The sequence below is a fragment of the Candidatus Kaiserbacteria bacterium genome (assembly GCA_016699245.1).
In the GTDB taxonomy this organism is placed as follows: domain Bacteria; phylum Patescibacteriota; class Minisyncoccia; order Phycocordibacterales; family UBA918; genus Damh-18.
The window spans coordinates 722,731-736,248 of record CP064968.1 but is presented as its reverse complement, the minus strand read 5'-3'; the positions used below and the strand labels follow the sequence as shown (position 1 = coordinate 736,248).

The 13,518-nt window shown below is 46.2% G+C and carries 17 protein-coding genes; 11 read left to right on the top strand and 6 right to left on the bottom strand.

Translation table 11 applies throughout. The features are described from left to right. Positions 1 to 73: 73 nt before the first annotated feature. Positions 74 to 694 (top strand): hypothetical protein, encoded by a 621-nt coding sequence (locus IPH92_03700; GenBank protein QQR64639.1) that lies wholly within the window; start codon positions 74 to 76, stop codon positions 692 to 694. A gap of 40 nt (positions 695 to 734) precedes the next feature. Here the strand turns inward: IPH92_03700 and IPH92_03695 are convergent, their stop codons facing one another. Together IPH92_03695 and IPH92_03690 are read right to left on the bottom strand one after the other, a co-directional pair. Then, entirely contained in the window at positions 735 to 1,763 is a 1,029-nt protein-coding gene (locus tag IPH92_03695; GenBank protein ID QQR64638.1) for a hypothetical protein, read from the bottom strand. Positions 1,764 to 1,831: 68 nt separating this feature from the next. Then, a complete protein-coding gene (locus IPH92_03690) occupies positions 1,832 to 2,200 on the bottom strand; it encodes a hypothetical protein (protein QQR64637.1) in 369 nt (122 codons plus the stop codon). 320 nt (positions 2,201 to 2,520) lie between these two features. Between IPH92_03690 and fusA the strand changes: the two genes are divergently transcribed. Together fusA and IPH92_03680 are read left to right on the top strand one after the other, a co-directional pair. Beyond that, positions 2,521 to 4,698: an elongation factor G gene (fusA, locus tag IPH92_03685; protein ID QQR64636.1), complete on the top strand. Its 2,178-nt coding sequence runs from the start codon at positions 2,521 to 2,523 to the stop codon at positions 4,696 to 4,698. Positions 4,699 to 4,920: 222 nt separating this feature from the next. Then, positions 4,921 to 5,169 carry a DUF1653 domain-containing protein gene (locus IPH92_03680; protein QQR64635.1) on the top strand — a complete coding sequence of 83 codons (249 nt, stop codon included), beginning with the start codon at positions 4,921 to 4,923 and terminating at the stop codon, positions 5,167 to 5,169. Between the two features lie 68 nt (positions 5,170 to 5,237). On the opposite strand, the gene IPH92_03675 is transcribed toward IPH92_03680, so the two are convergent. The 4 genes from IPH92_03675 to IPH92_03660 form a co-directional block, all read right to left on the bottom strand. Further along, positions 5,238 to 5,714, bottom strand: coding sequence for a hypothetical protein (locus IPH92_03675; protein ID QQR64634.1), 477 nt, complete (start codon positions 5,712 to 5,714; stop codon positions 5,238 to 5,240). A gap of 175 nt (positions 5,715 to 5,889) precedes the next feature. Further along, entirely contained in the window at positions 5,890 to 6,267 is a 378-nt protein-coding gene (locus IPH92_03670) for a hypothetical protein (GenBank protein ID QQR64633.1), read from the bottom strand. Between the two features lie 307 nt (positions 6,268 to 6,574). Beyond that, positions 6,575 to 7,024: a hypothetical protein gene (locus tag IPH92_03665; protein QQR64632.1), complete on the bottom strand. Its 450-nt coding sequence runs from the start codon at positions 7,022 to 7,024 to the stop codon at positions 6,575 to 6,577. Positions 7,025 to 7,106: 82 nt separating this feature from the next. Continuing rightward, positions 7,107 to 7,358, bottom strand: coding sequence for a hypothetical protein (locus IPH92_03660; GenBank protein ID QQR64631.1), 252 nt, complete (start codon positions 7,356 to 7,358; stop codon positions 7,107 to 7,109). 653 nt (positions 7,359 to 8,011) lie between these two features. Here IPH92_03660 and tuf point away from each other — a divergent pair. The 8 genes from tuf (at position 8,012) to rplB (ending at position 13,247) form a co-directional block, all read left to right on the top strand. Then, complete coding sequence (gene tuf / locus IPH92_03655) at positions 8,012 to 9,205, top strand: elongation factor Tu (protein ID QQR64630.1); 1,194 nt, start codon at positions 8,012 to 8,014, stop codon at positions 9,203 to 9,205. Between the two features lie 25 nt (positions 9,206 to 9,230). Beyond that, positions 9,231 to 9,596 (top strand): 30S ribosomal protein S10, encoded by a 366-nt coding sequence (rpsJ, locus tag IPH92_03650; protein ID QQR64629.1) that lies wholly within the window; start codon positions 9,231 to 9,233, stop codon positions 9,594 to 9,596. Positions 9,597 to 9,793: 197 nt separating this feature from the next. Next, positions 9,794 to 10,036 (top strand): AbrB/MazE/SpoVT family DNA-binding domain-containing protein, encoded by a 243-nt coding sequence (locus tag IPH92_03645; GenBank protein ID QQR64628.1) that lies wholly within the window; start codon positions 9,794 to 9,796, stop codon positions 10,034 to 10,036. Then, positions 10,030 to 10,371: an endoribonuclease MazF gene (gene mazF, locus IPH92_03640; GenBank protein QQR64627.1), complete on the top strand. Its 342-nt coding sequence runs from the start codon at positions 10,030 to 10,032 to the stop codon at positions 10,369 to 10,371. Before IPH92_03645 ends, mazF begins: the two co-directional genes overlap by 7 nt. Positions 10,372 to 10,662: 291 nt before the next feature. Next, positions 10,663 to 11,283 carry a 50S ribosomal protein L3 gene (gene rplC, locus IPH92_03635; GenBank protein ID QQR64626.1) on the top strand — a complete coding sequence of 207 codons (621 nt, stop codon included), beginning with the start codon at positions 10,663 to 10,665 and terminating at the stop codon, positions 11,281 to 11,283. Between the two features lie 4 nt (positions 11,284 to 11,287). Then, positions 11,288 to 12,001 (top strand): 50S ribosomal protein L4, encoded by a 714-nt coding sequence (gene rplD / locus IPH92_03630; protein ID QQR64625.1) that lies wholly within the window; start codon positions 11,288 to 11,290, stop codon positions 11,999 to 12,001. Between the two features lies 1 nt (position 12,002). Beyond that, complete coding sequence (locus tag IPH92_03625) at positions 12,003 to 12,374, top strand: 50S ribosomal protein L23 (protein ID QQR64624.1); 372 nt, start codon at positions 12,003 to 12,005, stop codon at positions 12,372 to 12,374. A 9-nt stretch (positions 12,375 to 12,383) separates the two neighbouring features. After that, entirely contained in the window at positions 12,384 to 13,247 is an 864-nt protein-coding gene (rplB, locus tag IPH92_03620; GenBank protein QQR64623.1) for a 50S ribosomal protein L2, read from the top strand. Positions 13,248 to 13,518 lie beyond the last annotated feature (271 nt).

Here is a 13,518-nt window from a genome sequence, read left to right as displayed (position 1 = left end):
TGTTAGGTATACTCTTGCTATTTCAAGTTTGTAATGTATATTCTCGTGTAGATAATCCTATGAGGAGGACATCATGACTAAAGTACTTTTGGACATTGGCGCAGGTAATACATCATTCGTGAAGAACTTGAAGTCGTATAACCCAAAACTGAGATTTCTCTACTTGTGTGGGGATAGACGGCTTAAGGGGTTGTGGAATGGTGACGCTACACATGCAGGAATTCGTAAGATATTTGCACTGTACAGCGCATTCAATGTTCCCGATCAGAGTCTTGATGCGGTGACATTAAATGGCTTAAATCTCTTTGATGGCGGTACACATGGTATCGAAGCAGAACTCATACGTACATTGAAGCCGAAGGGATTGTTTTTTGCAGCACATCCTATTGGACTGTTCCCACGACTCGATGAAGATATCTTTAAGCCAGTACTTTTTACTGAGTGTACGGGTATGCTGTCAACGATATTTGCGTCGGCAGGCTTTAGCAGGCGAGGGCTTATTTTTTCACGATGGTCGAGCCTTATTGTCTTACCTGATTGCACAAAAGTGGAGTATCCTGCATCACCTACAATTCGAGATAGAATTATGTATATATCCTTTAAGGAAAGGGGTATCACACCACCATCACAAGGGTATATTTATCGGGGTACCGATAAACAGCCGTCAGTACGTGTATGGGTGAAGCAGGAATGAAGAATTACCGCGGCGCACTGTGCCGCGGTTTTTTGATGCACTAATACCGATTACGACGACCTAATCGCCGCGCAACACGATAGAAAAATACAAGAATTCCCAGAAGTAGGAGGACCTCGAGTATTGCGGGATAATTTAGAATTTTTGAAGTTGAAAAAAGTACCAGTGTCCAAAGGCTTGAAAGAAGTGCTGCAACACCGGCAACAAAGGATTTAAGAAAACCCTTTTCGGTGTCTATCTGTGTGCGTGTAATGGTGGCGTTTTCAGTGAGTGTTCCCAATTTCATTTCGGTTGGATGTTCTAACTCAGTTGGTGAGGTGTTTTCCGCGAGTGTTGTGTCCCGTCTCTCACGGTATGTATCGAGCGCTGTTTTCGCATTTTCAATTTTTTCGGTGACACTTCCAAAGAGTGTATCTACTTTTTCGTTTTCAATATACTGTTCGAGTCCTCCACGCGAAGGAGTAGATTTTTTTGTCTCTGTACGAGTATCTGCAGTGAGTACTTCAGTATTCGGACTTTCAGAGTCTTTAGAACTTTCAGTTTCTTCAGAAACAGATTTTGGGTTACTGACAAGCGGATTACTCCCTCGTTCGGTTTCTTCAGTATCAGACACAGAATCGTTGTCGTCATCGGTGTCTTCGGTGTTACCTATGCCATCACGATCAGTGTCATAATCCACGATGAGGGTATCACTTGCCGTGATACCGGTAATATCAGCAGACTCCGTGTTTCCCCCAATTACATGAAGTACTGCATCGCTTACGGTTGCGGTGATGACATGCTCTCCTTTTGTCGGAATCCAGTCTACCCATGCCTCTACAAGACGTCCCTCGAGCGCACTCACCTCAAAAGAACCAATACGCTTTTCGTTGTCGGTAAAACGCACGGTGCCCGTGAGGTCATGCCCCGTATTGTTGCGTAGTGCAATGTAAATGCGTGTGGGGACCTCAGCAAAAACTGGTTGTGATGAATACCAAAGTCCTTGCACGAACCCCGCGTTCTCAGTATTCGCATGTGAAAAGAAAGGGAGGAAGAGTAGGTATACAAGAATGAGTGAACGATACTTCATGTATACAGTATAACGTACGAAAAAAATAAAACCGTCGCAAGCTGTGCTTGCGACGGACCACACATCATTCAGTGTGTATTTGGAACAGCGGCGAGCACGCGACGTTTTGGTGTGGGAGTTGGTATGGTTTTGGGAGTTTGATGAGGAAGTGGATGAATCCATCCTTCCCAGTACGTCGCAGCACGACTTACGCGTTTCCCCGTGCAGTCTACGCCTTTTGCATGGGTGTGCCCTTGGCTCCAGGAATATACTTCGGAATAAACACCGTCTGAACATACTGCAGTCGCAGTGAAGTGTGTCCCTTGTGGGTTTCGTATCAGAACGATACTTTCATTCCTTCCGATACCCTCGATATTGAGCACCCAAGCATCTTGCCCATATTGTTCCCACGGTGAATCGTGTGGGTTGTCTTGTGCATACGCAGATGTTGTGCTCATTACGAGAGCGAGAAAAACAAAAAAGCGCCTCATGGCAATCTCCTTCATTAAAAGTTGATGATGTGCTACCGAACATTATTATGACATACTTTTAGTGAAAAGCAAAATGCTGATGAAATTGATATTCACGTGTTTGAATATAAAATCATTTTTTTGAAATCATCCTATTGCTCTCGTGTGTCATATATCGTATAGTAGGCGCCAATAGGCCCCCGTGGGCTTTTCTTTTCTCAGGCGATTTATTCGCCCTCAGGAAGGGGAAACCAATCAAAATTTATTTTTCATTTTGGTTTTATTATTTAGTATTTTAGATTATTTATATGGCACGAGCATTCCCATTACATAAACTTCGTAACTTCGGTATTGTTGCGCACGTTGATGCCGGAAAGACCACGACTTCAGAGCGTGTGCTTTTCTACACTGGTATGAGCCACAAAATCGGTGAGGTGCACGATGGTGCAACAGTGACCGACTGGATGGAACAAGAGCGTGAACGCGGTATTACCATTACTGCAGCGGCGATTTCTTGTAACTGGACACCGTCACTTATCGCAGACCGTATCGATCCTGAACTCAAGTACACCTTTAACATCATCGATACTCCTGGACACATCGACTTTACCGCAGAGGTAAAGCGCTCAATGCGTGTACTCGACGGTGCGATTGTGGTGTTTGATGGTGTTGCGGGAGTAGAGCCACAGTCAGAGACGAACTGGCGGTATGCCGATGAGGCCGGAGTTCCCCGAATTTGTTTCATCAACAAGATGGATCGCACAGGAGCAGATTTCGAGCGGTCGTACGCATCTATTCTTAACCGCCTTTCACCAAAGGCAGTTCGCTATCAAATCCCTTGGGGCTCAGAAGAAAACCTCGCAGGTACTATCGACCTTCTGAAGATGAAGGCGTATACCTTTGAAGGAGAGATGGGAATGAAGGTGGTTGAACATGAGATACCTGCGGAACTCAAAGAGACCGCAGAGAAATATCATGCAGAACTTGTTGAGCGCATCGTCGAACACGATGATGAGCAAATGAGTGCATACCTCGAAGGGATGATTCCTTCATACGAGGAACTCCAGAAGACACTGAGAAAGGCAGTGATTGCAAACGCAATCTTCCCTGTGATGACGGGTTCTGCACTCAAGAACATTGGTGTGCAACGAGTTCTCGACGCTGTAGTGGACTACCTCCCGTCACCAGTAGATCTGCCACCAGTAAAGGGGACGAATCCAGATACTGATGCCGAGGAGTTTCGTAGTGCATCAGATGAAGAACCTTTTTGCGCACTTGCATTTAAACTCCAAACTGACCCATTTGTGGGACAGCTTACCTTCTTCCGTGTGTACTCAGGTACAATCAAGGCAGGAAGTTACCTTTACAACGCATCAACAGGTGAAAAGGAACGACTCGGACGCATCGTGCGCCTGCAGGCAGACAAGCGAACAGAAATTGAGGAAGTGTTTGCGGGTGAAATTGCTGCTGGTGTGGGAATTAAGGATGTGAAGACTTCACATACACTCTGTGCAGAAGATAAGCCTATCATTCTCGAAACTATTACGTTCCCCGAGCCAGTGGTAGCAATGCGTATCGAACCAAAAACCAAGAACGACCAAGAGAAGATGGGTATGGCAATGAAGAAGCTTTCAGACGAAGACCCAACTTTCAAAGTGTCTACTGATGAAGAAACTTTCGAAACTATTATTGCGGGTATGGGAGAACTCCATCTCGAAATTATCGTTGACCGCATGAAGCGTGAATTCGGTGTAGAGGCAAACGTAGGCAAGCCACAGGTGGCGTACCGCGAAACCATTCAGCGACCAGCTGAGGCAGAGTATAAATACATTAAGCAGTCAGGAGGTAAGGGGCAATATGGCCATGTGAAGATTCGCATTAAGCCAATGGAACCACTTCAACTCGCTGAAGGAAAGTCACTCGCAAAGAATGTTACGCGTGAAGACCACTTCGAATTTGTAAACAGCATTAAGGGAGGTGTGATTCCTGGAGAGTACATTCCTGCAGTAATGAAGGGATGTAAGGAGGCTATGGGTCGTGGATTCGTGGCAGGATACAAGATGGAAGATATTTCTGTCGAACTCTACGATGGTAGTTACCACGAAGTGGACTCTTCAGAAATTGCCTTTAAACTCGCTGCAATTCACGCCTTCAAAGAGGCTGCAAAGAGCGCAGGTGCCGTACTTCTCGAACCTATCATGAAGGTTGAGGTAACCACTCCTGAAAAATTCATGGGAGATGTGAACGGAAACATTAGTTCAAAGCGTGGACTGGTGGAAGGAATGGATGACCGTGGTATGGCAAAGGTGGTACACGCAAAGGTACCGCTCTCCGAAATGTTTGGATACACCACGACCCTTCGTTCTATGACCGAAGGCCGCGCATCTATGACCATGGAATTTGACCACTACGACGTAGTCCCACCAAACGTCGCCATGGAGATTAAGAAAATGCGTGGCGTAAAGGATATAGACGAAGAGGCATAGGCCTCTTCGGAATCCTTTACGAGCCGTAGCGATGTTTTGCCGACTACAAAGGAGGCAAAACCGCGAGGCTGGGGAGGAAGTGCTTAGTATAAATATTTATGAAATAAATATTTTACTTAGCAACTTGACCCTCAAAGATGTAGAGGAAGCGTAAGATAAAAGGAAATATAAAACCGCGCGCCCAAAAGGCGCGCGGTTTTATATGCTACTATGTACGACACTATGAAAGGAAATATTCCCGAAAATGCACCAAAAATCGGAGAGGTATATCGACACTACAAAGGTGATTCATACGAGGTCGTAGAGAGAGCTCTCCACTCAAATGATGATGAGTGGATGGTGGTTTATAAGCCGTTGTATGAAAATCCTGATGCCGATCTTTTTACTCGGCCGGTGCGTGAGTGGAACGATACTATGGAGTGGCCGGTAGGCTCGGGAGAGAGGCATACACGATTCACGTTGGTGCAGTGATGTGTGTGTTTGAAAAGATATAAAAAAGGTGCGCGGGTGCGCACCTTTTTGGGTATTACGGAAAATAATTATTTTTCCCGCGGTTTTCGTTCTGCTAAAGGTACTGGGTCAATCGGGTCAACGAAGCGAGGAATTGCTCCGCTATCCCAGACCTCTTTGCGCGCTAAGACAATGTGGGCATGAATGTCGTCGCGTGTTCCAGAAATTGCATCGTTCGAGCAGGGTTGGAGGCCAAATTCTGAAAGTGGGATGTTGTCATATTCAGGGAAGATTTTCCAGAATGCTCCATTCATGAATCCAGGATTCGCGCGCTTCATATTCATGAATTGAAGGAGAAGATCAACCCCGCACACATCTGGGTGGTCTGCCCATTTGACGCCACCTTCCGTGGCTAGTGCTATATGGTCTCCGTTTCCAAACTCCTCTTTGATGAGTGCAAAACGATTTGAACGAGATCTCGTCATGGTAACCACAATCCCTCGCCCCCGCATCCCACCGATAGGAATGACAGGGGATGATACAACCTTAACTTTGTCTGCTGACATGGTCTACTCCTCAAAAAACACCCGTTTCAAATAACGGGAACAGTGAGACAATACTATAAGAAGTGGTATGTGTAAATATTTAAACTGGTAGATTTTTAAACATTTCAACTTGATATTTTTAAATAGAAAATCGCCTCACGTATGCAAGGAGATTTTCCTTGCATCTATGAGGCGATTATGGTGTCAGTTCCTTGAAGATACCCCCGAAAAGACTTCCAACAAGACCTAAACCGAGGCCTGCAAGGGAACTCCCGAGCAGACCCCCAACAAGACCATAGACAAGTTCTTCGACAGCACCCCCAAGGACGCCAAATACAAGACCACAGATAAGGCATGCACCGAGACCCATTGCAAAGCCCATGGTGAGGTGCCAGACGAGACCCATGTCGTCCCACACCTTGAGTGGCTTGACGACATTGATTGCTAAACAGATATTCCCCGTTATCAAAAGATATCCGATGATAGGTGCAAATATCAATCCGAGGTGGGATAGGGTGACTGTTTTAGGGTCGATGGTTATGATTTCATTCAGCCCTGGGCCAATGTATTTCAAAAACAGATGATACGTTACACTGCCAAAAAACAATAATCCACACAGAGACCATAGTGACCGATTGAGAGCGGGCACGTTTTGTTGTGTACTCATGTCAAACTCCTTGTCCGTAGCACTAGGAATCTAGGGCTTTCTCTGTAGGTACAATAGCATATTTTTAGGAGTATGCATGTTTTTGTTGCATACTATGCTGTCATTTTCACTGCACTGAGCACCTCGTCATAACAATTTTTTTGCGCAAAGAGTACGCCATGAGGAATTCGGTGTTCTGGATTACCGTATGCAATGTCGTTTCCAAGACAGTCGCTCACGACACCTCCTGCTTCACGAAAGATAATTTCAGGTGCGCAGACATCCCATTCACCAAGCCCTCCTTGGGTGAAATAAAAGTCACCGAGAAAACAGTATTGAGTGCGGGTGCATCCACAACGCCGAGTAGTGGTTTGCCATTCTGAAGAAGCGCAATCATAACGCAGAAGTCAGTGCTTCCTTTCATATAATCCTTGGTGCCATCGATAGGGTCGATGACCCAGAGATATTCAGGATAGGGCATAGGAACACCGTTAGATTCCTCAGAAAGAATCATAATATCCGTGGGAGTAAGATGTTCCATGATGATGTCGTGCGCGCGCGTATCAGCCGCGGTCACGGGAGAGCCATCCCCTTTTATTTCATGAGTGACCCCCTCGCGCATGGCGATTACTGCCTCACTTGCCTCGTGGGCCGCATTTCGGGCTATTTCTAGAAGTTGTTGCATGCGCGCAGTATAGCAGATAGATTTCTGTTTTAGACCAATATAAAATATCCGGCAACATTGTTGCCGGATAGAGCCACGAAGGCTAATCCTCCCCATCATAATATTTAGACCTCAAAGATCTTCGAACTGCTGCATCTGAGTAAATCTCCAAGACGCGGGGGGAAATGAGTGAGTCATTCCCTGTACGAAGGTATTTTTCCATAATCTCTTTGTGACCGATGACTAAATCAATCAGTCCGGGACACGTACCACTGTCATTATCCTGCGTCGTAATTATCCACCCCAAATCTTTGATTTCTAATGCCGGGAGAAAGTGTGCACTAATTCGCGCCATGTTAACCTCTGCGAACAATATCAAATCAGCAAGGAAATAACCGTTTAGAAACAAGTCTTGCCGCGACTCGTATTGCGGTGTCCTTAGGGTGAGATGAACAAATTGGCTATCCTGCATACGTTTCTTGAGGAACGCAACCGTCGAACTGGGATCACAAAGATTTACCTCTACGGATAGGGGATAATCCAATTTCCCATTGTAGGTACCATAAAATGGACCCGAAAGGCATGTGGACTTTAGGCTCTTCATTTCAATTCTCCTCGTTGTTGAAAGAACACCCCTATCTATCTGGGGAACGGGCACACGATACAATGCAGGGTATTCTATGTCAATATACTACGCAGGAGTGTTCAGTTGAGATTATTATTCCTCTTTCTCGCGAACAAAAGAGTCTTGACGTGTCGAACATGGTGAGGTCAGACTTCCGCTTGCAAAAATAGATTCATTCTTGTACTATTGCGACACCGCGCCTATACCCTTTGGGGTTATGGGTTGAGGGAGTTTTTGCTCTTTTTGACATGCAACTTGTGTGCACCTAGAGGTAAGGTGGCGTTCTCGCGCCCTTTCCTCTGAGTACTTGCAAGTCTTCATTCGTTTTATACGAAGGGAGTCGCACGTGCGGAATTATTATCTAATAGTTAGTTACTAATACTATGGCAGCAGAATTTGATCGTTCAAAGCCGCACGTAAACGTAGGTACTATTGGTCACGTTGACCATGGAAAGACCACGCTTACCGCTGCGATTCTTACTGTACTCAACCTGAAAGGTGAGGGATACAGTGCATCAGTTAAGGGTGTCGATGATATCGACAAGGCTCCTGAAGAAAAAGCTCGAGGAATTACTATTTCTCTTTCTCACTCAGAGTACCAAACTCCAAGTCGTCACTACGCACACATCGATGCGCCAGGACACGCCGACTACATTAAGAACATGATTACCGGTGCCGCACAGATGGACGGTGCTGTTCTCGTGGTTGCTGCAACAGACGGAGCGATGCCACAAACACGTGAGCACGTTCTTCTTGCAAAGCAGGTGGGTGTACCAAACATCATCGTATTCTTGAACAAGTGCGATATGGTGGATGATGAGGAAATGATTATGCTCGTTGAGGAAGAACTTCGTGAACTTCTCACAAAGAACGGATACGACGGCGCAAACGCTCCTGTTATCAAGGGATCAGGACTTAAGGCACTTGAGGATCCAAAGGGACCTTGGGGAGAAAAAGTACTCGAACTTGTGAACGCAATGGACTCATACTTCCCACTCCCTATTCGTGATCTCGACAAGCCATTCCTTATGCCTATTGAGGACATCTTCTCTATTGAAGGACGTGGTACGGTAGTTACCGGTCGTGTAGAGCGAGGAAAGGTAAAGGTAGGTGAGGAAGTTCAGATTGTCGGTATCAAGGATACTGCAGCGACAACCGTTACCGGAGTTGAAATGTTTAACAAGCAACTCGATCAAGCACAGGCAGGAGACAACGCAGGTATTCTTATCCGTGGTGTGAAGAAGGAGGATGTACACCGCGGACAGGTACTTGCTGCGAAGAATTCAGTAACGCCACACACAGACTTTGAAGCAGAAGTATTCGTACTTTCAAAGGATGAGGGAGGTCGTCACACACCATTCTTCACAGGTTACAAGCCACAGTTCTATGTTCGTACTACAGACGTTACCGGAGAGGTAACACTTGCCGAAGGCGTTGAGATGGTTATGCCAGGAGATACTGCGAAGTTCAAGGTAAAACTTGTAGCGCCAGTAGCACTTGAGGAACAACAGAACTTTGCTATTCGTGAAGGAGGTCGCACCGTCGGTGCCGGCATCGTTACGAAGATTGTTGCGTAATAACGCTCTTAATTACAACTGAACCATGACAACAAAAACAACTGCTGAACCCAAAAAGGTGAAAAAAGCAACTGCTGGCGGAGAAATCCAAAAGCTACGGATTCGTGTTCGTGCGTACGAGCATAAGATTCTCGATACATCGGTAAAGCAAATTATTGACACCGCATTGCGTTTCGACGCAAAGGTAATCGGTCCAATTCCATTGCCTACTGAAATCAAGAAGTATACGGTAAACCGCTCGACATTCGTTCATAAGGATGCGCGAGAACAGTTTGAGATGCGAATGCACAAGCGTGTCATCGATATTATGAATCCGGGCGCTAAGGTAATCGAAGCGCTCACCAACCTCTCTCTTCCATCAGGCGTGAGCATTGATGTGAAGATGATGTAGGAGTGTTATTGTTGTCACCAGTTTGTTACAAAACCCCGCGGCCCTTGGCCGCGGGGTTTTGTATTTGTTAGGCAAAGAAAGTCACGTGTCTGGGGTACGTAATAGATTCACCTTCACGATCTTGTTGCAGTGCGCCTCGTGGCGTTGGGGAACAACGAGTATTGCAAAAGTATATACATAGTATATACTTTCAACATATGGAAACTAATATTCAAAAATGGGGGAATAGTCTCGGAGTTCGTCTGCCAAAGAGTATTGCTATGAGCAAATCTTTAAAAGCAGGGAGTCGTGTTTTGGTAACAGAAACAAAAACAGGGATTTCCATTGAAGTTGTGAAGAGGGAGCGTCGTACTCTTGACGATATGCTTAAAGGTATAACAAAAGAAAATCTTCACGAAGAGGTGGATTGGGGTAAGCCAGTGGGTAACGAAATATGGTAAAAGAGAAATATGTCCCCGACAAAGGTGATGTTGTGTGGATTGACTTGAGTCCCACGAGAGGACACGAACAGGCGAATCTTAGACCAGTGCTCGTTCTTTCTCCAATAAAATATAATGAAAGGACAAATCTTATGGTTGCTTGTGCCATAACTTCACGCATAAAGGGGTATTCGTATGAAGTTCCGCTCAGCGAAGAGAAAGTTGACGGTGTAGTGCTTTCCGACCAAATGCGCAATTTGGATTGGAAAAGTCGAAAAGTTCGTTTCATACAAAAAGTTTCTACGGAAGTTATTGAGGAAGTAAGTGAAAATATTAAAATTCTTCTTTTCCGATAATTAGGACATCTGATGTCCTAATCAGGTGTTGCAATTAATTATTGAACTTGGGGGACTGCATCATTGCATCTTTCGAGTATTCCTGTATACTCCTCCTAGCTTTTTAAGACCTACGTACCCCAGTGAAATACACGGCAAAGCCGTGTGACGAGCAAAGCTCGTATTTCACCGGGAGACCAATGGGCGCAAAACCGCGATTTTTTAGTCTGCGAGCTTGTGCTTGCGACTAGGAAATCGCGGTTTTTCAATTACCTCGGTCAAAAAGCATTTATCAGTTAGTTTTTAAAATAAATGAAATTTATTTTGGGAACCAAGGAGCAGATGACCCAGGTGTTTGATGCACAGGGAATCGCGCATCCGGTAACCATTCTCCGTGTGACACCTGCAAAGGTGACTCAGGTGAAAGGCAAGGAGAAGGATGGATATGAAGCCATACAGATTGCTTCGGGTGCTCAGAAGGCGCATCGCGTCAACAAAGCACAAACCGGGCATATGGGTGGCGCATACCAGCACGTGGTGGAGTTCCGTCCACGTATCGGCTATGCAGAATCTGTAGAAGGTTTTGCAAAGGATGCGATGCTTGATGCATCAATCTTCAAAGAAGGTGATGTTGTTGTCGTGTCAGCCATTTCAAAAGGAAAAGGGTTCCAAGGAGTGGTAAAGCGCCACGGTTTCCGTGGAGGAGCAGCAAGTCACGGTACGAAGGATATCCTTCGTGCACCGGGCTCAATCGGTTCAACAGGTCCACAGCGCGTCTTCAAGGGCGTTCGTATGGCGGGCCGTATGGGAAGTGACCGTATTACGGTAAAGAATTTAAAAGTTATGGCAGTCAATAAGGAAGAGAATATCATCCTTATCAAGGGTGCTATTCCAGGTCGACGAGGCACGTTAGTAGAAGTACGTAGTGTATAAGCATATGAGTACTACAAAACTAGAAGCGAATGTATATTCGCAAGAAGGAAAAGAGGTCTCACATATTGCACTCCCTGAAAAGGTGTTTGGTGTCGCATGGAATGCTGACCTCGTACACGAAGTCGTGGTCTCGATGCAAGGTAATGCCCGTTCAAATACTGCGCATACCAAAAACCGCGCTGAAGTGCGTGGAGGAGGTAGAAAGCCGTGGAAGCAAAAGGGTACTGGCCGCGCACGACATGGATCTTCACGTTCTCCAATCTGGACTGGTGGAGGTGTAGCACACGGACCACGCAACGAGCGTGACTTCACACGCAAAATCAACAAGAATGCACGCGCAAAGGCACTCGCCTGCGTACTTTCACAAAAGCATGCACAAGGGGGACTTGTCTTCGTTGATGCACTTACTTTTGCAGAGCCAAAGACTGGAGAGGCACGCAAGTTCCTCACGGCGCTTGGCACTGTTGCACACATGAAGGATATTGGAACAAAGAAGGCGAACGCAGCACTTGTGGTACTTACCGCACGTGATACGCAGGCTGAACTCAGTTTCCGTAACTTCGGGAACGTCGAGGTGATGAACATCAAAGACGTCAACCCAGTAGAATTACTCACCTATAAGTATGTTGTAGTCGCAAAACCTGAGGAAGCACTTAAGGCTCTTGAAGCCCGCGTTGCAACCAAGACGGCACGTAAGGCTACAGCCACAAACTCGTAATATGGGATTGTTTGGAAAGAAAGATGCAGACGCAACCACACAGCCAGAAACGACTGTAACACCAAAGGTGTCTACAGGACCTGTGGTACAGCGTCATATCGCATCAGTCATCATTAAGCCACGTATTACCGAAAAGGCTGCGATTCTCGGAGAATCAAATGTATATACATTTGAAATCCAGAACGGCGCCAATAAATTCGAAGTACGTGATGCGATCAAGGCTCTCTACAATGTCACTCCTGTTCGGATTAACATTGTGCATCAGAGGCCACGCCACTTCATGTCGCGCGCACGCGGTCGAGACATGATGCAACACGGATTACAAAAAGCGTACGTCTACCTCAAAAAAGGTGACCGTATCGAGCTCGTCTAATGCTGACCTATGAAAAAATATAAACCAACATCGGCAGGTCGCCGCGGAATGACGGTAGTTTCGTACGGTGACGTACTCACCACTTCAAAGAGCGAGCCACTCAAGCGACTCACCATGGGCGCACGCTCTACAGGAGGTCGTAACAGTAGTGGACGCACCACCAACCACTATCGTGGAGGGGGAAACAAGCGCACCTATCGTGATGTAGACTTTGTCTACAACAAGAAGGATATTCCTGCAATTGTCGAGACTATTGAGTACGATCCATTCCGTTCAGGATTTATCGCACTCGTACTCTTCAAGGATGGAGAACGACGCTATGTGCTCGCACCAAAGGGCTGGAAGAAGGGCGACGAATTCGTTGTCTCTGAAACCGCAAAGCCAAAGATGGGTAACCGTCTTCCTCTCGGGAGCATTCCTGTCGGTACCTTTGTCTTTAACGTCGAGTTGAAGCCAGGAGCAGGATCACGTATTGCGCGTGGAGCAGGAACCTACGCAGAAGTAGTTGCACAGGATGCAGGCTACACACTCGTCAAACTTCCTTCATCGGAGGTACGACGCATCATCTCTACTGCATGGGCAACTATCGGAGCGGTATCGAACGAAGAATATCGTTTGATTACTCTCGGAAAGGCTGGTCGCGCACGAAAACTTGGACTTCGTCCAAAGACTCGTGGATCAGCTCGAAACGCTGTTGACCATCCATACGGAGGAGGTGAAGGACGTGCTCCTCGTGGACACAAGCACGCCCGCACCAAGCAAGGACGTCCAACAGGCAAGGGCCAAAAGACCCGCAAGCCACGAAAGTACTCAAACACTTTCATTGTTACCCGCCGAAAGCCAGGTAAACTCATGGCAAACTCTGGAAAGTAATATTTTCAGAGAAATCAACAAAACCCCGCACCTCCGGCGCGGGGTTTTGTGTTCATAAATCTATACTAAACAACTATTATAAACAGCGCATTAGTTTTGAGAGATTATGAGCGACTTACGATGTCGTTCATAATACGTACATACATTTGACATTCAACAGGCTTTCGCGTACTATAGCCCTCGTTCAGAACTCCCATGTGTATGCACCCTGGTGGGTGATGCAACATACACATTTGTGGGTACTTCGTTTAGCACTGGCCGTTACCTGTTG